This window comes from Streptococcus mitis (assembly GCF_946190115.1).
Lineage (GTDB): Bacteria > Bacillota > Bacilli > Lactobacillales > Streptococcaceae > Streptococcus > Streptococcus mitis_CO.
In genome coordinates, this window is sequence record NZ_CAMHZG010000003.1 from 41551 (window position 1) to 62187 (window position 20637).

Genomic DNA, 20637 nt, shown 5'->3' on the forward strand with positions numbered 1-20637 from the left:
ATAGAAAGGGAAGAAATAGTGGTTGATGTAAATCGTTTTAAAAGTATGCAAATCACCCTAGCTTCTCCAAGTAAAGTCCGTTCATGGTCTTATGGAGAAGTCAAAAAACCTGAAACAATCAATTACCGTACCTTGAAACCAGAACGTGAAGGACTCTTTGATGAAGTTATCTTTGGTCCTACAAAAGACTGGGAATGTGCTTGTGGTAAGTACAAACGCATTCGTTATAGAGGGATTGTTTGTGACCGCTGTGGGGTTGAAGTAACGCGTACGAAAGTTCGTCGTGAGCGTATGGGACATATCGAATTGAAAGCTCCTGTATCTCACATCTGGTACTTCAAGGGGATTCCAAGCCGTATGGGCTTGACCCTTGATATGAGCCCTCGTGCCCTCGAGGAAGTTATCTACTTTGCGGCTTATGTGGTGATTGATCCAAAGGATACACCACTTGAGCACAAGTCTATCATGACGGAGCGCGAATACCGTGAGCGCTTGCGTGAGTATGGTTATGGTTCATTCGTTGCCAAGATGGGTGCCGAAGCCATCCAAGACCTTTTGAAACAGGTAGATCTTGAAAAAGAAATTGTTGAACTCAAAGAAGAGTTGAAAACAGCTACTGGACAAAAACGTGTCAAAGCAATCCGTCGTTTGGATGTTTTGGATGCCTTTTATAAGTCTGGAAACAAACCTGAATGGATGATTCTTAACATCCTTCCGGTTATTCCACCAGATCTTCGTCCAATGTTGCAGTTGGATGGTGGCCGTTTTGCCTCATCTGACTTGAACGACCTTTACCGCCGTGTTATCAACCGTAACAACCGTTTGGCTCGTTTGCTTGAGTTGAATGCACCAGGTATCATCGTTCAAAATGAGAAGCGTATGCTTCAAGAAGCGGTTGACGCTTTGATTGACAATGGTCGTCGTGGTCGTCCAATCACAGGACCAGGTAGCCGTCCTCTTAAATCATTGAGCCACATGCTTAAAGGTAAACAAGGACGCTTCCGTCAAAACTTGCTCGGTAAACGTGTTGACTTCTCAGGACGTTCCGTTATCGCCGTTGGTCCAACTCTTAAGATGTACCAATGTGGTGTGCCACGTGAAATGGCGATCGAACTCTTTAAACCATTCGTGATGCGTGAAATCGTTGCCCGTGATATCGTGCAAAACGTCAAAGCGGCTAAACGCTTGGTGGAACGCGGAGATGAGCGTATCTGGGATATCCTTGAAGAAGTGATCAAAGAACACCCAGTGCTTTTGAACCGCGCACCGACCCTTCACCGTTTGGGTATCCAAGCCTTCGAGCCAGTCTTGATTGATGGTAAGGCCCTTCGCTTGCACCCACTTGTCTGTGAAGCCTACAATGCCGACTTTGACGGGGACCAAATGGCCATCCACGTACCGCTTTCAGAAGAAGCCCAAGCAGAAGCTCGTATCTTGATGCTCGCTGCTGAGCACATCTTGAACCCGAAAGATGGTAAACCAGTTGTTACTCCATCTCAGGACATGGTTTTGGGTAACTACTACTTGACCATGGAAGAAGCCGGTCGTGAAGGTGAAGGAATGGTCTTCAAGGACCGTGACGAAGCGGTTATGGCTTACCGTAATGGTTATGTTCACCTCCATTCACGTGTTGGTATTGCAACAGATAGCCTCAACAAACCATGGACAGAAGAGCAAAAACATAAGGTCTTGCTTACAACAGTTGGTAAAATTCTCTTCAATGACATCATGCCAGAGGGTCTACCATACTTGCAAGAACCAAACAATGCCAACTTGACAGAAGGCGTTCCAGCTAAATACTTCTTGCCACTTGGTGGAGATATCAAGGAAGCAATCAGTAAACTTGAACTTAACCCTCCATTCAAGAAGAAAAATCTTGGAAATATCATCGCTGAAATCTTCAAACGTTTCCGTACGACAGAAACTTCTGCCCTACTTGACCGTATGAAGAACCTCGGTTACCACCACTCAACTCTTGCAGGATTGACAGTGGGTATTGCCGATATCCCAGTCGTTGATGACAAGGCTGAAATCATTGAAGAATCACACAAACGTGTAGAACAAATCACCAAACAATTCCGTCGTGGTATGATCACAGACGACGAGCGTTACAATGCCGTTACAGCTGAATGGCGTGCTGCCCGTGAAAAACTAGAGAAACGCTTGATTGCCAACCAAGATCCTAAGAACCCAATCGTTATGATGATGGACTCTGGAGCCCGTGGTAACATCTCAAACTTCTCACAGCTTGCCGGTATGCGTGGTCTGATGGCTGCTCCGAACGGACGTATCATGGAATTGCCAATCCTTTCAAACTTCCGCGAAGGTTTGTCAGTACTCGAAATGTTCTTCTCAACTCACGGTGCGCGTAAAGGTATGACCGATACGGCCCTTAAGACAGCCGACTCAGGTTACTTGACTCGTCGTTTGGTTGACGTTGCCCAAGACGTTATCATCCGTGAGGACGACTGTGGAACAGACCGTGGTCTCTTGATTCGTTCTATCGCAGAAGGAAAAGAGATGATCGAGTCTCTTGAAGAACGTCTCAACGGTCGTTACACTAAGAAAACTGTTAAACATCCAGAAACTGGTGCAGTGATCATTGGTCCAAATGAGTTGATTACAGAAGACAAGGCGCGTGAAATTGTCAATGCTGGTGTGGAAGAAGTGACTATCCGCTCTGTATTTACATGTAACACTCGTCACGGTGTCTGCCGTCACTGTTACGGTATCAACTTGGCGACTGGTGATGCGGTTGAAGTTGGTGAAGCAGTTGGTACAATCGCTGCTCAATCTATCGGGGAACCTGGTACACAGCTTACAATGCGTACCTTCCACACGGGTGGGGTTGCCTCAAATACCGATATCACTCAGGGTCTTCCTCGTGTCCAAGAAATCTTTGAAGCCCGCAATCCTAAAGGGGAAGCGGTTATCACAGAGGTTAAAGGACAAGTTACTGCTATCGAAGAAGATGCATCAACTCGTACCAAGAAAGTCTTTGTTAAGGGTGAAACTGGCGAAGGTGAATATGTCGTTCCATTTACAGCTCGTATGCGTGTCGAAGTTGGGGACCAAGTAGCGCGTGGTGCTGCTCTTACAGAAGGTTCTATCCAACCAAAACGTCTCCTTGCAGTTCGTGATGTCTTGTCAGTTGAAACTTACCTTCTCGGTGAAGTACAAAAAGTTTACCGTAGCCAAGGGGTAGAAATCGGTGACAAACACATCGAGGTAATGGTTCGTCAAATGATCCGTAAAGTCCGTGTCATGGATCCAGGTGACACAGATCTTCTCATGGGTACCCTCATGGATATCAATGACTTTACAGATGCCAATAAAGATGTCCTTATCGCAGGTGGAGTTCCAGCGACTGGTCGTCCAGTCCTTATGGGAATTACCAAAGCCTCACTTGAAACAAACAGTTTCTTGTCAGCAGCTTCCTTCCAGGAAACAACTCGTGTCCTTACTGACGCGGCTATCCGTGGTAAGAAAGACCATCTCCTTGGACTCAAGGAAAATGTTATCATCGGTAAGATCATCCCAGCAGGTACTGGTATGGCTCGTTACCGCAACCTTGAACCACATGCTATCAACGAAGAAGAATACCTTAATCCTCCAGTAGAGGAAGAAGGAAATGAAGAAACAACAGAAGTAGTTGTGGATACTGCCGTTGAAACTGTGGAAGAAACAGTAGAATAAAAGCAGATGAGAGAGCCTTCGGGTTCTCTTTCTCTTTTCTGAAAACTTTCTCCATTTTTCCATGAAATGTGGTAAAATAAAAGAAAGAAGCTGACAAAGGAGACGGGTATGGAACAAACATTTTTTATCATTAAACCAGATGGTGTAAAAAGAGGACTAGTGGGTGAAGTGTTGAAACGTATCGAACAACGTGGATTTACAATCGAAAAATTGGAGTTGCGTTCACAGGTTTCAGAAGAGTTGATTGATCAGCACTATCAGGACTTGGTTGGTCAGAGTTTTTACCCACCGATTCGTGAATTCATGACTTCAGGACCGATTCTTGTGGGCATCATTTCTGGTCACAAAGTAATCGAAACTTGGCGGACCATGATGGGGGCAACTCGTCCAGAAGAAGCTTTACCAGGCACTATTCGAGGTGATTTTGCAAAAGCTGCTGGAGAAAACCAAGCTATTCAAAATATTGTACATGGTTCAGATTCAGAAGTGTCAGCTAAGCGAGAGATAGCACTTTGGTTTTAAGAGTGGATTGGCTCAATCAATTGGTTAAAAGCTTATTTGAATAGAAAGTATAGTCAATTAGTTTAAGACATGACGCATGATATCAAACTTTTTAGTTTTTGATATGGTGCGTTTTTTGATTAAGTGACTATTAGTTTGTCTCGCTCCGTTAGGTGCGAGACGGACTAATAGTCACATAAAAAAGAAAGGACTAACTTCGTCCTTTCTCATTCTTAGCTTTTCTTCAACCTACTACAGTAGATAAACATACTGAATAGCTACTGTCTTGACTCATTTAATTCTTAAAAATTGATAGAGTTGACAAATGGTAGAAAAAAGCTCTTTTTACTAAGTTAAGTATCAACTACAGTTACGATTAGCATTCGTTACTTAGCCCACTCACCATTATAGTTTACGTAGTAACCATCTACTGTGGTATTAACAGCTAGAGCACCTGAACCATAGGCATAATACCATTTACCATTGATTTGGAACCAGCCTGTCTTCATATCTCCATTACTTGCATTTAGGTAGTACCAAATTGAACCATCTTGATACCAACCAGTTGCCATTGCTCCTGATGAACGAAGGTAGTACCAACTGTTACCAACATAAGCCCAACCTGTCTTCATATCACCATTTTGAGCATCTAGATAATACCAAGTTGAACCATCTTTCACCCAACCAGTGGCCATTGCTCCTGAGGAACGGAGGTAGTACCACTTATTACCTAGATATTGCCAACCAGTTTGCATGATACCAGTTTCTGAATCTAGATAGTACCAAGCTGAACCATCATTTATCCAACCTGCACGTCTTTCACCACCAATATAGTTTTCTCCATTAATTTCCGTTTTAGCTAAATAATACCAATTAGACTGGTCATAAAGCCAACCTGTCTCTAAAGAATGATTTTGATTAAAGTAATAGTTCGTGTAAAAACTCTTCTCTTCTTTATCTTCCGGTTTTGTACGTTTTTCCCCATACTTTCTTCCAACACTGTCTTTAGTTTTAACCTCTAATGCTTTCCAACCAACAAACTCTTGTAGCACTCCATTTTTGTCAAAGTAGTACCATTCTGGCATTGGGGAACCTTCTAATCTTATGCCATTAGGGTAAGGACCAATTGTATATCCTTTAACTGGCATTGGAATGTATTGCCAACCAACAACCATTTCACCATTATAATCAAAATAATAGGTCTTGCCATCAATCACTCGCCAGTCCGTTTCTTTGATGTCACCCTTCTTGTAGTAGGTTCTACCATTTTCTTGGACAAATTGCCAACCTTCAGAATCATCTGCAAATACTGTATTGGTAGCTAGCAAACCAAAGAAAATTGCTGTTAGTCCAACTTGCATAGTTTTTTTCAAAAGTTTCATTTATATATACCTCCAATATTAAATCCACTCACCAGATGAAGCGAAATTATAAACTTTACCATCGATAGTTTGGCTACCTGTAACCATTGCTCCAGAGGAATTGAGATAATACCAGTTTCCTCCTACTTTTATCCAACCAGTCTTCATATCTCCATTAGTAGGATCTAGATAGTACCACGTTGAACCATCTTTATACCAACCAGTCTTCATATCACCATTGGTCTTATCTAAATAATACCATCTTCCTCGTACATATTTCCAACCTGTGGACATTGAACCAGAGGTTTCAAGATAATACCATTTGCCATTTATACTTTGCCAACCTGTTTGTTTCGTACTATTCTTATAGTAATACCACGTACCACTAATCAATTTCCAACCATCAATAGAATGTCCCTCAAGGATGGAATAAATAAAGGATAGGTTTTGTTCATTTAATTTTACTGCCAAATTAACAATATCTGATCCTCTTGATTCATTTCCTATGTGTACACCTACGACACGATGTGAAGCATCATAGACAGCAGCACCACTAGCGCCACCATATGTATCTACATTATAATATAAGAAATCTCCTGTATCACGTATTACGTTTCTAGTATCTGTATACATCTGTACAGCTTCAGAGAGCGCTGAATAACCTGTAACAGTTACATTCAAACCAGAAAGATTTGTAGATAAAGATGAGAGACCAAGTGTCCCTGTTTTAGTCCCAATAGGCTCTTCTAAAACTAATAACGCTAAATCATTCTTTGAATGCGTACTTGGATTGTCTGACACATAATTTTTTAGATAGTAATATTTCTTTACTTTTACTGTACCAAATGGAGCATTATTGGGTGTGGCAGCAGGAGTAACATATAATTCTTCAGCATCTTTTCCAAACTCATGTTTATAGATATTATGAGCTGCAGTAATAAGAATATTGTCCTTTATAAAATTAGCACTCCCCCTATAAGTTTTGTTTTTACCATTTTCTACACCATGAAATACAGACTCTACATAGACTGATGTAGAATAAGGATATTGTAAAGTATTCTCAATAGAAACTAAGTCATTACTCCCAATAATTGCTTCCGGCTGACTTGTAAAAAATTGACCGTAAGTCGGTGAAATATCTGGAAGGGAAAAATTATTACTTCCTGGACTCTCTTGTAAAGTTTCACTTACCTCATATTCTTCACCTGTATTAGAAATAACAGTCAAAGCAGATACTGTAGATAGCTGACTAGCCAATAAAATACTAGCAATAATTGAAATACCGAATTTGCGATAAAATGTTTTCTTCATTTTTATAATTCATTCCTTTCGTTTCACTCAAGGCACAACACAGAATGAAAAAGTGTTGTGCTCTTTATTTTGTTTTATAATAATAGTGAGAAAGCCTATCACTACTATAAATCACGGGGAGGTGAATAAGTGAGTGGTATAGCCACTACCTCGCATTTTTATAGGTGTCATTCTTTCCATCAAGCACAAGAACTGTGACTAGGAGCACGTAAACTTATAATTGAATAAGCGACTCGTTTGTGAAAGGAAAGGATAGTCAAGGGATAGGCAGATTCAAATTTGGTGAAGGGAGACCCCTCGTGTTAAAAATTATTTATCCTATTAGGATACCCAAAATTTGGAGAGATAAGCAATCAACTAATTTTTATTTTTTTCAAACTTGCCCCTACAATTTTTAATGAATAATAAAAGCGAATATACTAGAGACTAATTCTATTCCATTATTCTTTAATCTGCCTTTCCAACATCAAGTCCATTCGATTTTTTTTGTGATTGTACTCGAACTTCCAATTGTCTATTCTTCTGAACAAACTGTTGATAGGGAATTGTATTACCAAATGCAAGAACACTTAGTAATACAAATATAACTATTTTTTTAATTCCACGATTTCTCCTCATCTTATATTATGAACCTCCTTTCTTTCTGCTTAATTCTAACACACATATGAAAATCAGTCAAGTTTTTATGTATATTTTGACTTTTTTTCCAGTTTATTACCATAAAGAATTATTTATTCCTTTAACTTGCTATTTTGAACTAAAAATTTTATAATGAAATTAAGCAAATAGGAAGGTTTATTATCTTTAATGAATACACTCGCAGAGAAATTCAGATTGAAAAGAAAAGAGTTGAGACTCTCCCAACAAACTCTTGCAGAAGGAATTTGTGAACAAAGCCAGATTAGTAAAATTGAGAGAGGGCATTTCATTCCCTCCGCAGACCTTTTGTTCAAACTCTCACAACGACTCGAAGTGCCATTAGATTATTTTTTTAATGAACAAATTGAAATTAAATCTAACCTCTCTAATTTCAAGCAATTATCTGCTCGACTATTAGATGACAGAAATTATGACAATTTGGAATATATTTATAGAATAGAGATTGAACGAAGTACTTTTCTAACACTAGAAGACCGAACTTACCTTGAATGGATTAAAGCTATTATTGACTTCTATCAATATGACAGTAAGTATGAGGCAATTTCTTCATTGGAAAATATATTATTAAAGGTCTCTTCAAATACTCTGATTTATTTAAAGGCGTTGAATACTCTATCTAATTTCTATTCCTTAGTGGGTCGTGAACAAGAATATGAGGCAAACTACTCTCATTTGATGGAGTTATATCAGACAAAAAATTTTGAGCATCAAGAGTTTTTATTTGGCTACATCAGAGTTCGTTACAACTACGCTCACTACCTAGTGTCAAAGGAAAAATATAACGAAGCCATCCAAGAAGCTCTTGAGACGATTGAACTCTGTAAACAAAGACAGACAAGCTACCAACTGGCTCCTCTACTTATTCTTGTAGGAAATGCTGGAGCCAAATTTCTAGACAAAGAACAAGTCAAAAATTATTATATAGAAGCAAGAGAGTTATGTAAGATTTATAACAATCCTTTAATGTTGATGAAGATAGAAAACTATTTGAAGGAATTAGATACTGTTTAGTTAATCTTGACATTATAGTTTTTCTGAAACGTTAAATAACCTGTAAGGCTGATAGTGAAATGAATACTATCAGCCTTATTTCAAATTTATATTCTTTGAAAATCTCTTCAAACCACGTCAGCTCTATCTGCAACCTCAAAACAGTGTTTTGAGCAACCTGTGGCTAGCTTCCTAGTTTACTCTTTGATTTTTACTGAGTATTAGTCTCTGGTGTTTGTTTAGCGTCTAAAAGAGACATTTGAGAAGATTGGAAACAGTTCTCTCTTTTCTCCTAGTATAATGATTGGTAGGAAGGGAGAGAAAAGATGAAATCAATGAGAGTCTTATTTTTGTTAGCTTTAATTCAAATCAGTTTGAGTAGCTGTTTCCTATGGAAGGAATGCATCTTGTCCTTTAAACAAAGTACAGCTTTTTTCATCGGAAGTATGGTATTCGTTTCGGGAATCTGTGCTGGAGTAAATTATCTTTATACCCGTAAGCAAGAAGTTCATAGTGTCCTAGCCAGTAAGAAGTCAGTGAAGCTTTTTTACAGTATCTTGCTCTTAATTAATTTGTTAGGAGCTGTTCTTGTCTTGTCAGATAACTTGTTCATCAAAAATACGTTGCAGCAAGAATTAGTTGACTTTTTATTGCCATCCTTCTTTTTCCTATTTGGACTAGATTTGCTGATTTTTTTACCCTTGAAAAAATACATGCGCGATTTGCTTGCTATGCTAGACAGAAAAAAGACAGTGTTGGTGACTATTTTAGCAACACTTCTTTTCTTAAGAAATCCAATGACCATTGTCTCACTTCTGATGTATATTGGACTGGGTTTGTTTTTTGCAGCCTATCTTGTCCCAAATTCGGTTAAGAAGGAAGTTTCCTTTTATGGTCATATTTTCCGAGATCTTGTATTGGTCATTGCTACGCTCATTTTCTTTTAGAGAAAGCTTGTTTTTATGGATGTTATGATGGTAAGTTTAGCAGGAAAATAGACACAAAAGAAAAGTTTTTGGTATAATAAGAGTATGTACACAAAAAATGAAGAAGAGCTACAAGCCTTAGGGGAACGCTTGGGCCATCTATTAGAAAAGAATGATGTTTTAATCTTAACTGGAGAGCTGGGTGCAGGTAAAACGACCTTTACTAAGGGACTTGCTAAAGGTTTACAGATTTCTCAAATGATTAAAAGTCCAACCTACACTATCGTAAGAGAGTATGAAGGTCGTCTTCCGCTTTACCACCTAGATGTTTATCGTATAGAGGGGGATGCTGATTCTATCGACTTGGATGAGTTTCTCTTTGGTGGTGGAGTGACTGCTATTGAGTGGGGCAATCTCTTAGGAGATGCCTTGCCAGATACTTATTTAGAATTGGAAATTCTAAAAGAAAAAGACGGTCGCAGATTACATTTCCAAGCAAAGGGGTTGCGTGCAGAAAAACTCTTAGAGGAGCTTCAACATGGAGTATGAATTGCTCATTAGGGAAGCAGAGCCTAAAGATGCAGCTGAATTAGTGGCTTTTTTAAATCGTGTGAGTTTGGAGACAGATTTTACCAGCTTAGACGGAGATGGTATTCTCTTGACTAGTGAGGAGATGGAAATATTCCTCAACAAGCAAGCTAGTTCGGACAATCAGATAACCTTACTTGCATTCTTAAATGATAAAATTGCTGGTATTATAAATATTACAGCTGACCAGCGCAAGAGAGTCCGTCATATTGGAGATCTCTTCATTGTGATTGGAAAAAGATATTGGAATAATGGATTGGGAAGTTTGTTGCTAGAAGAAGCGATAGAGTGGGCACAAGCAAGTGGCATTCTGCGTCGTCTCCAGCTGACTGTCCAAACTCGTAATCAAGCAGCAGTTCATCTTTATCAAAAGCATGGCTTTGTAATTGAAGGTCGCCAAGAGCGTGGAGCATATATAGAAGAAGGGAAATTTATCGATGTTTACTTGATGGGTAAACTGATAGATTAGTAGAAATATGGTTAAAAAAATTATTGGAATGGTGCTAGCTTTTCTAGCTGTGACAGTTTTAGGTGTCGGTGTTTTTGCGTATACTATTTATCAGCAAGGCACACAAACCTTATCAAAGACCTATAAAAAAATCGGAGAAGAAACCAAGGTTATCGAAGCAACAGAGCCTTTGACCATTCTGTTAATGGGGGTTGATACTGGGAATGTAGAGCGTACAGATCAATGGGCTGGAAATAGTGATTCTATGATTCTCTTGACTGTCAATCCACATACTAAGAAGACCATGATGCTGAGTTTGGAGCGTGATATCCTGACTAAAATTCAACATAAGGATGGTAGTATTGAAGAAGCGAAGCTAAACGCTGCCTATGCTGGTGGTGGAGCAGAACTTGCTATAGAAACAATTCAAAAGATGATGAATATCCATATCGATCGCTACATTATGGTTAATATGCAAGGATTGCAACAATTGGTCGATGCAGTGGGAGGTATTACGGTCAATAATACACTAGGTTTCCCAATCTCTATCAGTGACCAAGAAGAATTTAACACCATTTCTATCGGTGTTGGAGAGCAGACAATAAATGGAGAAGAAGCGCTTGTTTATTCACGCATGCGTTATCAAGACCCAGAAGGAGACTATGGTCGTCAGAAGCGTCAGCGTGAAGTCATTCAAAAAGTTGTTGAAAAAGTTCTTAGTTTAAATAGTGTCAGTCACTATCAGTCTATCTTAAAAGCCCTAAGTACTAATATGCAGACTAATATCGATTTATCTGCGAAAAGTATTCCGAGCTTGTTGGGCTATAAAGATTCATTTAAAACCATTGAATCTCAACAATTGAAGGGTGAAGGAGAGATGTTGCAAGGTATTTCTTACCAGATTGTTACGAGAAACCACATGTTGGAAATGCAGAATCTTTTGAGACGTTCTTTGGGACAAGAAGAAGTCACTCAGCTTGAAACAAATGTTGTCTTATTTGAAGATTTATTTGGACGGGTGCCTGTTAGTGACGAAGATAATTAACTTTCTTACTATAAATAAAAAATCAATCGTGGGAAATTTCCTGCGATTTTTTCAAAAAAATACGAATAGATAGGTAGGAGGAAACATGAAAGCAGAAATTATTGCTGTTGGAACAGAGATTTTGACAGGACAGATTGTCAATACTAATGCTCAGTTTTTATCGGAAAAACTAGCAGAGATTGGGGTAGACGTATATTTTCAGATGGCTGTAGGAGATAATGAAGCTCGTCTCTTGTCTTTGCTTGAGATTGCCAGTCAACGTAGTAGTCTGGTGATTTTGACAGGTGGTTTGGGGCCAACTGAGGACGATTTGACCAAACAAACTCTGGCTAAATTTTTAGGGAAAGAATTAGTCTTCGATCCTCAGGCCCAGGAGAAGTTGGATGTCTTTTTTGCCCAGAGACCAGACTATGCCCGAACACCGAATAACGAAAGACAAGCTCAAATTGTAGAAGGAGCGACTCCACTGCCAAACGAAACAGGACTGGCTGTGGGAGGAATATTGGAAGTCGATGGAGTGACCTACGTTGTTCTTCCAGGTCCACCAAGTGAATTGAAACCTATGGTCTTAAACCACCTTCTACCCAAGTTAATGACAGGAAGCAAGCTATATTCTCGAGTTCTTCGTTTTTTTGGAATTGGCGAGAGCCAGCTGGTTACGATTTTGGCTGATTTAATTGATAATCAAACAGATCCGACCTTGGCCCCTTATGCTAAGACAGGAGAAGTCACTCTGCGTCTGTCAACAAAAGCTAGTAGTCAAGAAGAGGCGAATCAAGCGCTGGATATCTTGGAAAATCAAATCTTGAATTGCCAAACTTTTGAAGGCCTTTCTTTACGAGAACTTTGTTATGGTTATGGGGAAGAGACTAGTTTAGCCAGTATTGTGGTAGAAAAGCTGAAAAAGCAAGGGAAAACCATCACGGCTGCTGAGAGTTTGACGGCAGGGCTTTTCCAAGCTACTGTGGCGGATTTTTCGGGTGCTTCAAGTATATTTAAGGGTGGTTTTGTAACCTATAGCCTGGAGGAAAAATCAAAAATGTTGGATATTCCTGTCAAGGATTTGGAAAAGCACGGTGTGGTGTCTGCATTTACAGCTCAGAAGATGGCTGAGCAGGCACGAAGCAAGACCCAGTCAGATTTTGGCCTTAGTTTGACTGGAGTGGCAGGACCAGATAGCCTCGAAGGACACCCAGCTGGAACAGTCTTCATAGGCTTGGCACAGGAGCAAGGAACTGAGGTTATCAAGGTTAATATTGGAGGTAGAAGTCGAGCAGATGTACGCCACATTGCGGTTATGCATGCCTTTAACCTAGTTCGCAAGGCTTTATTAAGTGACTAACTTTTGATATAATAGTAGATAGGTCTGAGGACCATTAGAATGTAGGAGAATAGAATGGCAAAAAAACCAAAAAAATTAGAAGAAATTTCAAAAAAATTCGGGGCTGAACGTGAAAAAGCCTTGAATGACGCTCTTAAATTGATTGAGAAAGACTTTGGTAAGGGTTCAATCATGCGTTTGGGTGAACGTGCAGAGCAAAAGGTGCAAGTGATGAGCTCAGGTTCCTTGGCTCTTGACATTGCTCTTGGTTCAGGTGGATATCCTAAGGGGCGTATCATCGAAATTTATGGGCCAGAGTCATCTGGTAAGACAACGGTTGCTCTTCATGCAGTTGCGCAAGCGCAAAAAGAAGGTGGGATTGCAGCCTTTATTGATGCGGAACATGCCCTCGATCCAGCTTATGCTGCGGCCCTTGGTGTCAACATTGACGAATTACTCTTGTCACAACCAGACTCAGGAGAGCAAGGTCTTGAGATTGCAGGAAAATTGATTGACTCAGGTGCTGTAGATCTTGTCGTGGTCGACTCAGTTGCTGCCCTTGTTCCTCGTGCAGAAATTGATGGAGATATCGGAGATAGCCACGTTGGTTTGCAGGCTCGTATGATGAGCCAGGCTATGCGTAAACTTGGTGCTTCTATCAATAAAACCAAAACAATTGCCATCTTTATCAATCAATTGCGTGAAAAAGTTGGGGTCATGTTTGGAAATCCAGAAACAACTCCTGGTGGACGTGCTCTGAAATTCTACGCATCAGTCCGTTTGGATGTTCGTGGAAGTACACAAATCAAGGGAACTGGTGACCAAAAAGATACCAATGTCGGTAAAGAAACTAAGATTAAGGTCGTGAAAAACAAGGTGGCTCCACCATTTAAGGAAGCCTTCGTTGAAATCATGTACGGAGAAGGGATCTCTAAGACAGGTGAGCTTTTGAAGATTGCAAGCGATTTGGATATCATCAAAAAAGCAGGAGCTTGGTACTCTTACAAGGATGAGAAAATCGGGCAAGGTTCTGAAAATGCTAAGAAATACTTGGCAGATCACCCAGAAATCTTTGATGAAATTGACCATCAAGTCCGTGTTCAATTTGGTTTGATTGATGGAGAAGAAGCTTCTGTAGAAGGTGTTGAAGTTAAAAAAGATGAAGCAGTTCAAGCAGATTCTGTGAATGAAGAAGTAACTCTTGACCTAGGCGACGAACTTGAAATCGAAATTGAAGAATAATACTCTTCGAAAATCAAATTCAAACCACGTCAGCGTCGCCTTACCGTACTCAAGTACAGCTTACGGCTAGCTTCCTAGTTTGCTTTTTGATTTTCATTGAGTATAAGCTATTAAAGTAGTGGAGCCAATCCGCTGCTTTTTAGTTGCCTAGTTCTGGTCTTCAGCTTGCGCATAGTTTGCTGTTTCTTGTCGCTCCTCTAGAAAGCTGATATAATAGCCTTATGAATAAAAAACGAACAGTGGACCTGATACATGGTCCGATTCTTCCCTCGCTTTTGAATTTTGCCTTCCCAATCTTGCTGTCTAATATTTTTCAACAGCTCTATAATACTGCTGATGTCTTGATTGTTGGGCGTTTTCTTGGTCAAGAATCCTTGGCTGCAGTAGGAGCGACAACAGCGATTTTTGACCTGATTATAGGTTTTACTCTTGGTGTTGGCAATGGCATGGGGATTGTCATTGCCCGTTATTATGGAGCTCGGAATTTCACTAAAATCAAGGAGGCAGTAGCAGCCACCTGGATTTTAGGCGCTCTTTTGAGTGTTGTAGTTATGCTGCTGGGCTTTCTTGGTTTGTATCCTCTCTTGCAATACCTAGATACTCCTGCAGAAATTCTTCCCCAGTCCTATCAATATATTTCTATGATTGTGACCTGTGTCGGTGTCAGCTTTGCCTATAATCTCTTTGCAGGTTTATTGCGGTCCATTGGGGACAGTCTGGCAGCGCTTGGTTTTCTGATTTTCTCTGCTCTGGTTAATGTGGTTCTGGATCTCTATTTCATTACGCAATTGCATCTGGGAGTTCAATCCGCGGGACTAGCTACCATTATTTCGCAAGGGTTATCAGCGGTTCTCTGCTTTTATTATATCCGTAAGAGTGTGCCTGAGCTACTCCCTCAGCTCAAGCATTTTAAATGGGACAAAAGCTTGTACGCTGATCTCTTGGAGCAAGGTTTGGCTATGGGCTTGATGAGTTCAATTGTATCTATCGGCAGTGTGATTTTACAGTCTTCTGTTAATACCTTTGGAGCCGTGATTATTAGTGCTCAAACAGCGGCTCGACGTATTATGGCTTTCGCCCTTCTTCCTATGACCGCTATTTCTGCCTCGATGACGACCTTTGCTTCTCAGAATCTAGGAGCTAAACGACCAGACCGCATTGTTCAAGGTCTTCGAATCGGTAGTCGTTTAAGTATATCCTGGGCAGTTTTTATTTGTATCTTCCTCTTTTTTGCCAGTCCAGCCTTGGTTTCCTTCTTGGCTAGTTCGACGGATGGTTACTTGATAGAAAATGGAAGTCTCTACCTGCAAATCAGTTCAGTCTTCTATCCTATTTTGAGCCTCTTGTTGATTTATCGCAATTGTTTGCAGGGCTTGGGGCAAAAAATCCTTCCTCTGGTTTCTAGCTTTATCGAATTAATCGGGAAAATCGCTTTTGTGGTCTTGATTATCCCTTGGGCAGGCTATAAGGGTGTTATCCTTTGTGAACCCCTTATATGGGTTGCCATGACCATTCAACTGTACTTCTCACTGTTTCGTCACCCCTTGATAAAAGAAGGCAAGGCTATCTTGGCAACAAAAGTGTCATCCTAGCTTGATTTACTGAATAAAATCTATTTCCTCTAGTGAAAATCGAAAAAACTTGTGTTATAATAAGAAAGATTAAAATGTGAAAAAAGGAGATTCCTAATGGGACGTAAATGGGCCAATATCGTAGCCAAGAAAACGGCTAAAGATGGAGCTAACTCTAAAGTATATGCAAAATTTGGTGTAGAAATCTATGTAGCAGCTAAAAAAGGTGATCCAGATCCAGAATCAAACTCAGCTTTGAAATTTGTTATCGACCGTGCCAAACAAGCCCAAGTGCCAAAACACGTTATCGATAAAGCTTTGGATAAGGCTAAAGGAAACACAGACGAAACCTTTACAGAAGGACGTTACGAAGGTTTTGGACCAAATGGTTCTATGTTGATTGTTGATACTTTGACTTCAAATGTTAACCGTACAGCGGCTAATGTCCGTGCAGCCTTTGGTAAGAACGGCGGAAACATGGGCGCTTCAGGTTCAGTTTCATACCTCTTTGACAACAAGGGAGTTATCGTATTTGCAGGTGAAGATGCGGACGCGGTCTTTGAGCAATTGCTAGAAGCAGATGTGGATGTGGATGATGTAGAAGCAGAAGAAGGGACAATCACAGTTTACACAGCTCCAACTGACCTTCATAAGGCTATCGTTGCCCTTCGTGAGTCAGGTATCGAAGAATTCCAAGTTACTGAATTGGAAATGATTCCTCAGTCAGAAGTGGAATTGTCAGGCGATGACCTTGAAACCTTTGAAAAACTTTACAGCGTTCTTGAGGACGACGAAGACGTACAAAAGATCTACACAAACGTAGATGGATTCTAATTTAACCTATAGAACATGATCCTAAGTGAAAAAATCACTTGGGATTTTTTGAATCAAGAAAATAGTTCTCTAGAAAACTTTTTTCTTGACATCCCTCCTCAAAGTGGTAAAATAGTTCTCATGGAAACTTATTTAGTTCCTAGGAGAACTAAATGTGATGGTTAGAAAGGAGTTAGTATGGATAAGCCGATGTTAGTCTTTAAGCGTTTTGGTCATCAGATTCACCTGATGGTGCAAAAGGAAGCCAAACGTTGTGGTATTGAATTTATGGGTGGGCCGCAAGGTCAGGTTGTGCGTTTTTTGGATAATCGTGAGAAAAACCAAGACATGGTCTTGATTAAAGATATCGAGCAGGAACTCAATATTACCAAGTCTGTTGCTAGTAATTTGGTCAAGCGTATGGTGCAAAATGGTTTGGTGGAATTGGAGGTGAATCCTAGCGATAAGCGGGCAAAATTTGTTCGTTTGACGGACAAAGCACGTTCTCAGATGCAACAGGTTAAGGCTTTTTTTGAACGAATAGACAAGCAGTTGATGGAAGACATTGATGAAGATGAATTACTGATTTTTGAGAAAGTTCTCGGTCAACTACAGGAAAATATCAAGGGAATAGGAGGAGATAATGAAGAAATTAGCCAAACGAATTAGTGGAAAAGAATGGGGGATGATTTTACTAGCCATTCTCTTTACCTGCTTTTCGGTTTATCTAGAGTTGGAAGTGCCGACCTATATCTCTAAAATCACTGATTTACTAGGAACTCAGGGAACCAACTTGGATGAGTTATGGCAGCCGGCAAGCATGATGGTGGGAATGTCCTTTCTAGCCTTCTTATCCGCAGTTGCAGTTGGTTTTTTTGCATCCCGAGTGGCGGCTTCTTATACTAGTAGGCTGAGAAGTGATATTTTTAACCGAGTTTTGGATTACTCGCAGATAGAGATTAAGAAATTTTCTATTCCTAGTCTCTTGACGCGTACCACCAATGACATTACTCAAGTTCAAATGTTGATTACCATGGGCTTGCAAGTGGTAACGCGTGGTCCGATTATGGCTATCTGGGCTATCGGGAAGATTTTAGGACATTCAGAATACTGGCTCTGGGCCGTACTTGTGGCGGTGATTGTCAACGTTTTGATGACGACAGTTTTGATGACGCTAGCCTTTCCAAAACAGTCCTTGATTCAGGGGCTGACTGATAAACTAAACAGTATCACTCGTGAGAGTTTAACAGGTATTCGTGTCGTTCGCGCCTACAATGCTGAAGAATACCAAAATGCAAAATTTGCAGCAGCAAATGATGAATTGACACGCTTGAATTTGTTTGTCAACCGTCTTATGGCTATTTTGAACCCTATCATGATGGGGATTTCAAGTGGTTTGAGTGTGGCGATTTACTGGATTGGGGCCTATGTGATTAACGATGCTGCTCCGATAGCACGTCTGCCTCTCTTTAGTGACATGATTGTTTTCATGTCTTATGCCATGCAGGTTGTCATGGGCTTCCTTCTCATGGGAGCACTCTTCATCGTTCTTCCCCGAACTATGGTATCTGCCAAGCGGATTAATCAAGTTTTAGATTTGCATTCTTCTATCCAAAATCTTGCTCAAGTGCAGCTGGCTGATGAAAACCTCAAAGGTCAGGTCGAATTTAAGGATGTGACCTTCCGCTATGCGGCAAATTCGGAGGCGGTTATCGAGCATGTTAGCTTTAAAGCAGAAGTGGGTCAAACAGTGGCCTTTATTGGGTCAACAGGTTCTGGTAAATCAACTCTGGTCAATCTTATTCCACGATTCTACGATGTGTCAGCAGGAGAGATTCTTGTAGACGGTGTCAATGTTCAAGACTATGATCTGGAAGAGTTGCGCAACAAGGTCGGCTATATTCCACAAAAAGCTGTTCTCTTTTCAGGTGATGTCAAGGGCAATCTAGACTTTGGACACAGTCAAGAAACACCGCTTGGTGAGGAGGCTATGTGGCGAGCCTTAGAATTGGCCCAGTCTAAGAACTTTATCGAAGAAAAGGAAGCAGGCTTAGCGTCAGAAGTGGCCCAAGGAGGAACCAACTTCTCAGGTGGTCAAAGACAGCGTCTGGCCATTGCGCGTGCCTTAGCTCGGAAGCCAGAAATCCTCATCTTTGATGACTCCTTCTCAGCCTTGGACTACAAGACAGACCGTGTCCTACGCCAAGAGCTAGCAGAGAAAACCAAGTCTATGACCAAGCTTATCGTTGCACAGCGTATTTCAACGATTATGGATGCAGATTTGATTTTGGTCTTGGATCAAGGAAAAGTCGTGGGGCAAGGCACCCACAAGGAACTTCTAGCTAATAACGAAGTTTACCAAGAAATTGCCTATTCACAACTATCGAAGGAGGAATTGGAACATGGAAAATAAGAAAATGTCTCTTTGGAAACAGAGTAAACCCTATCTTGCAGGCCTCCAGTTTGCCCTTCTGATAGCCTTTCTAGCAACAATCGTATCCAATATCATTACTGTATATGGTCCAACCCGTATTAAGGAAATGACTAATATTATTGCCAGTGGTCTAGAAACAAGTGTGGATGTCGCGGCGGTTGCAGCAATTGGTGGTTTTTTGGCCGTGATTTATGTGATCGGACTTCTATCAAATTATTTACAGGCATTTCTGTTTACAACAGCTATTCAACGTTTTTCAGAGCGTTTGAGAAGAGCTATTGCAGAGAAAATCAATAGCCTACCATTGGGATATTTTGATGGACATTCTCAAGGAGATACCTTGTCTCGTGTAACTAATGACGTTGACACTGCAGCCCAGTCCCTTAATCAAAGTCTGGGAACAGTTCTTTCATCCACTTTATTGGTCGTGGCAGTCTTGGTAACCATGTTTGGGATGAACTGGATTTTAGCCTTGGTGACGGTTGTTTCAACTCTTATCGGTTTTGCTTTCGTGTCTGTTTTTATGGGCAAATCCCAGGGCTTTTTTAAGAGTCAGCAACAAGATTTGGCAGCTGTCAATGGCTATGTGGAGGAAATGTACTCTGGCCATAATGTGGTGACCAGTTACAATGCTATCGAGAGCACGAAAGAAGAATTTGCAACATTAAATCATCGTCTGTATGATAGCATCTGGAAATCTCAATTTATTTCAGGGATTATGATGCCGATTATGATGTTTATTGGGAACTTTAGCTATGCCTTGGTGATTATCGTTGGTGCAGCCTTGGCCTTAAATGGGCACATCAGTATTGGGATTATCGTTGCCTTTATGGCCTACGTTCGTATCTTTTCTCAGCCTCTTTCACAAATTGCCCAAGGGATTACTAGTCTTCAGCAGGCTAGTGCAGCCATGGGACGCGTCTTCGAATTTCTAGCTGAAGAGGAAATGGAAGATGAATCCCATAAAGAAAGACAATTGAGCGATATGAAAGGTCAAGTGGTCTTTGATCGTGTTTCCTTTGGTTACACACCAGAGCGAACCATTATTCATGACTTTTCTGCGACCGCTCATGCAGGTCAAAAGGTTGCCATTGTCGGACCGACCGGAGCTGGTAAGACAACCATTGTCAATCTTTTGATGAAGTTCTATGAGATTGATAAGGGAAGTATCCGCATCGATGGTGTGGATACCAAAGAGATGAAGCGTTCGGAAGTACACGATGCCTTTTCAATGGTCTTGCAGGATACTTGGCTCTTTGAAGGAACCATTCGCGACAATCTTATCTATAACCAAACAGGTATTAGTGATGAGCGCGTGATTGAAGCCAGCAAGGCTGTAGGGATTCACCACTTTATTATGACCCTACCAGATGGTTATGATACCGTCTTGGACGATACAGTAACCTTGTCTGTCGGACAAAAACAACTCTTGACCATTGCTCGTGCTTTGCTGAAAGATGCACCACTCCTAATCCTAGATGAGGCGACTTCTTCTGTTGATACCCGTACAGAGGAATTGATTCAGAAAGCCATGGATCGTTTGATGGAGGGCAGAACTTCCTTTGTCATCGCCCACCGCTTGTCAACCATTCGTAATGCTGATCTGATTCTGGTTATGAAGGATGGGAATATCATCGAGCAAGGAAATCATGATGAGCTAATGATGCAAGCTGGTTTTTACGCTGACCTCTACAACAGTCAGTTTACAGAAGACGAAGCAGAAGAATAAA

The 20637-nt window shown here is 40.7% G+C and carries 17 protein-coding genes; 14 read left to right on the forward strand and 3 right to left on the reverse strand.

Annotated elements, in window-relative coordinates; all coding sequences use genetic code 11:
- Positions 1 to 18 precede the first annotated feature (18 nt).
- Together rpoC and ndk are read left to right on the forward strand one after the other, a co-directional pair.
- Complete coding sequence (rpoC, locus tag N8L90_RS02160) at positions 19 to 3696, forward strand: DNA-directed RNA polymerase subunit beta' (protein WP_261023954.1); 3678 nt, start codon at positions 19 to 21, stop codon at positions 3694 to 3696.
- A gap of 108 nt (positions 3697 to 3804) precedes the next feature.
- Positions 3805 to 4218: a nucleoside-diphosphate kinase gene (gene ndk / locus N8L90_RS02165; protein ID WP_261023955.1), complete on the forward strand. Its 414-nt coding sequence runs from the start codon at positions 3805 to 3807 to the stop codon at positions 4216 to 4218.
- Between the two features lie 365 nt (positions 4219 to 4583).
- Here ndk and cbpJ read toward each other — a convergent pair whose 3' ends face one another.
- The 3 genes from cbpJ to N8L90_RS02180 all read right to left on the reverse strand — a co-directional run bounded on the left by cbpJ (position 4584) and on the right by N8L90_RS02180 (position 7487).
- On the reverse strand, positions 4584 to 5579 hold the full coding sequence (gene cbpJ, locus N8L90_RS02170) for a choline-binding protein CbpJ (protein WP_261023956.1): 996 nt from the start codon (positions 5577 to 5579) through the stop codon (positions 4584 to 4586).
- Between the two features lie 18 nt (positions 5580 to 5597).
- On the reverse strand, positions 5598 to 6869 hold the full coding sequence (locus N8L90_RS02175) for a trypsin-like serine peptidase (RefSeq protein ID WP_050227993.1): 1272 nt from the start codon (positions 6867 to 6869) through the stop codon (positions 5598 to 5600).
- Positions 6870 to 7316: 447 nt separating this feature from the next.
- On the reverse strand, positions 7317 to 7487 hold the full coding sequence (locus N8L90_RS02180; protein WP_033684368.1) for a PhrA family quorum-sensing system peptide: 171 nt from the start codon (positions 7485 to 7487) through the stop codon (positions 7317 to 7319).
- 189 nt (positions 7488 to 7676) lie between these two features.
- On the opposite strand from N8L90_RS02180, the gene N8L90_RS02185 reads away from it, so the two are divergent.
- The 12 genes from N8L90_RS02185 (at position 7677) to N8L90_RS02240 (ending at position 20636) form a co-directional block, all read left to right on the forward strand.
- On the forward strand, positions 7677 to 8540 hold the full coding sequence (locus tag N8L90_RS02185; protein WP_001093630.1) for a helix-turn-helix domain-containing protein: 864 nt from the start codon (positions 7677 to 7679) through the stop codon (positions 8538 to 8540).
- A 305-nt stretch (positions 8541 to 8845) separates the two neighbouring features.
- Positions 8846 to 9466: a hypothetical protein gene (locus tag N8L90_RS02190; protein WP_000839916.1), complete on the forward strand. Its 621-nt coding sequence runs from the start codon at positions 8846 to 8848 to the stop codon at positions 9464 to 9466.
- Positions 9467 to 9550: 84 nt separating this feature from the next.
- The gene (tsaE, locus tag N8L90_RS02195) at positions 9551 to 9994 is read left to right on the forward strand and encodes a tRNA (adenosine(37)-N6)-threonylcarbamoyltransferase complex ATPase subunit type 1 TsaE (protein WP_000288237.1); all 444 of its coding nucleotides are present in this window, start codon (positions 9551 to 9553) and stop codon (positions 9992 to 9994) included.
- Positions 9984 to 10502: a GNAT family N-acetyltransferase gene (locus tag N8L90_RS02200; protein ID WP_000455533.1), complete on the forward strand. Its 519-nt coding sequence runs from the start codon at positions 9984 to 9986 to the stop codon at positions 10500 to 10502. Before tsaE ends, N8L90_RS02200 begins: the two co-directional genes overlap by 11 nt.
- 7 nt (positions 10503 to 10509) lie before the next feature.
- Positions 10510 to 11526, forward strand: coding sequence for a glycopolymer--peptidoglycan transferase LytR (lytR, locus tag N8L90_RS02205; protein WP_261023957.1), 1017 nt, complete (start codon positions 10510 to 10512; stop codon positions 11524 to 11526).
- A gap of 85 nt (positions 11527 to 11611) precedes the next feature.
- The gene (locus N8L90_RS02210) at positions 11612 to 12868 is read left to right on the forward strand and encodes a competence/damage-inducible protein A (protein WP_261023958.1); all 1257 of its coding nucleotides are present in this window, start codon (positions 11612 to 11614) and stop codon (positions 12866 to 12868) included.
- 54 nt (positions 12869 to 12922) lie between these two features.
- Positions 12923 to 14089, forward strand: coding sequence for a recombinase RecA (recA, locus tag N8L90_RS02215; protein WP_261023959.1), 1167 nt, complete (start codon positions 12923 to 12925; stop codon positions 14087 to 14089).
- A gap of 221 nt (positions 14090 to 14310) precedes the next feature.
- Positions 14311 to 15681 (forward strand): MATE family efflux transporter, encoded by a 1371-nt coding sequence (locus N8L90_RS02220; protein ID WP_261023960.1) that lies wholly within the window; start codon positions 14311 to 14313, stop codon positions 15679 to 15681.
- Positions 15682 to 15777: 96 nt separating this feature from the next.
- Entirely contained in the window at positions 15778 to 16494 is a 717-nt protein-coding gene (locus N8L90_RS02225; protein WP_000532882.1) for a YebC/PmpR family DNA-binding transcriptional regulator, read from the forward strand.
- A 177-nt stretch (positions 16495 to 16671) separates the two neighbouring features.
- Positions 16672 to 17142 carry a MarR family winged helix-turn-helix transcriptional regulator gene (locus tag N8L90_RS02230; RefSeq protein ID WP_261023961.1) on the forward strand — a complete coding sequence of 157 codons (471 nt, stop codon included), beginning with the start codon at positions 16672 to 16674 and terminating at the stop codon, positions 17140 to 17142.
- Entirely contained in the window at positions 17117 to 18886 is a 1770-nt protein-coding gene (locus tag N8L90_RS02235) for an ABC transporter ATP-binding protein (protein ID WP_261023962.1), read from the forward strand. The genes N8L90_RS02230 and N8L90_RS02235 overlap by 26 nt, the downstream gene beginning before the upstream one ends.
- The gene (locus N8L90_RS02240) at positions 18876 to 20636 is read left to right on the forward strand and encodes an ABC transporter ATP-binding protein (protein ID WP_261023963.1); all 1761 of its coding nucleotides are present in this window, start codon (positions 18876 to 18878) and stop codon (positions 20634 to 20636) included. Before N8L90_RS02235 ends, N8L90_RS02240 begins: the two co-directional genes overlap by 11 nt.
- Position 20637 lies beyond the last annotated feature (1 nt).

Excerpts from the sequence above, each read along its gene's own strand:
- ndk (WP_261023955.1), top strand. The coding sequence starts at position 3,805 with ATGGAACAAACATTTTTTATCATTAAACCAGATGGTGTAAAAAGAGGA.
- cbpJ (WP_261023956.1), bottom strand. The coding sequence starts at position 5,579 with ATGAAACTTTTGAAAAAAACTATGCAAGTTGGACTAACAGCAATTTTC.
- N8L90_RS02175 (WP_050227993.1), bottom strand. The coding sequence starts at position 6,869 with ATGAAGAAAACATTTTATCGCAAATTCGGTATTTCAATTATTGCTAGT.
- N8L90_RS02180 (WP_033684368.1), bottom strand. The coding sequence starts at position 7,487 with ATGAGGAGAAATCGTGGAATTAAAAAAATAGTTATATTTGTATTACTA.
- N8L90_RS02185 (WP_001093630.1), top strand. The coding sequence starts at position 7,677 with ATGAATACACTCGCAGAGAAATTCAGATTGAAAAGAAAAGAGTTGAGA.
- N8L90_RS02190 (WP_000839916.1), top strand. The coding sequence starts at position 8,846 with ATGAAATCAATGAGAGTCTTATTTTTGTTAGCTTTAATTCAAATCAGT.
- tsaE (WP_000288237.1), top strand. The coding sequence starts at position 9,551 with ATGTACACAAAAAATGAAGAAGAGCTACAAGCCTTAGGGGAACGCTTG.
- N8L90_RS02200 (WP_000455533.1), top strand. The coding sequence starts at position 9,984 with ATGGAGTATGAATTGCTCATTAGGGAAGCAGAGCCTAAAGATGCAGCT.
- lytR (WP_261023957.1), top strand. The coding sequence starts at position 10,510 with ATGGTTAAAAAAATTATTGGAATGGTGCTAGCTTTTCTAGCTGTGACA.
- N8L90_RS02210 (WP_261023958.1), top strand. The coding sequence starts at position 11,612 with ATGAAAGCAGAAATTATTGCTGTTGGAACAGAGATTTTGACAGGACAG.
- recA (WP_261023959.1), top strand. The coding sequence starts at position 12,923 with ATGGCAAAAAAACCAAAAAAATTAGAAGAAATTTCAAAAAAATTCGGG.
- N8L90_RS02220 (WP_261023960.1), top strand. The coding sequence starts at position 14,311 with ATGAATAAAAAACGAACAGTGGACCTGATACATGGTCCGATTCTTCCC.
- N8L90_RS02225 (WP_000532882.1), top strand. The coding sequence starts at position 15,778 with ATGGGACGTAAATGGGCCAATATCGTAGCCAAGAAAACGGCTAAAGAT.
- N8L90_RS02230 (WP_261023961.1), top strand. The coding sequence starts at position 16,672 with ATGGATAAGCCGATGTTAGTCTTTAAGCGTTTTGGTCATCAGATTCAC.
- N8L90_RS02235 (WP_261023962.1), top strand. The coding sequence starts at position 17,117 with ATGAAGAAATTAGCCAAACGAATTAGTGGAAAAGAATGGGGGATGATT.
- N8L90_RS02240 (WP_261023963.1), top strand. The coding sequence starts at position 18,876 with ATGGAAAATAAGAAAATGTCTCTTTGGAAACAGAGTAAACCCTATCTT.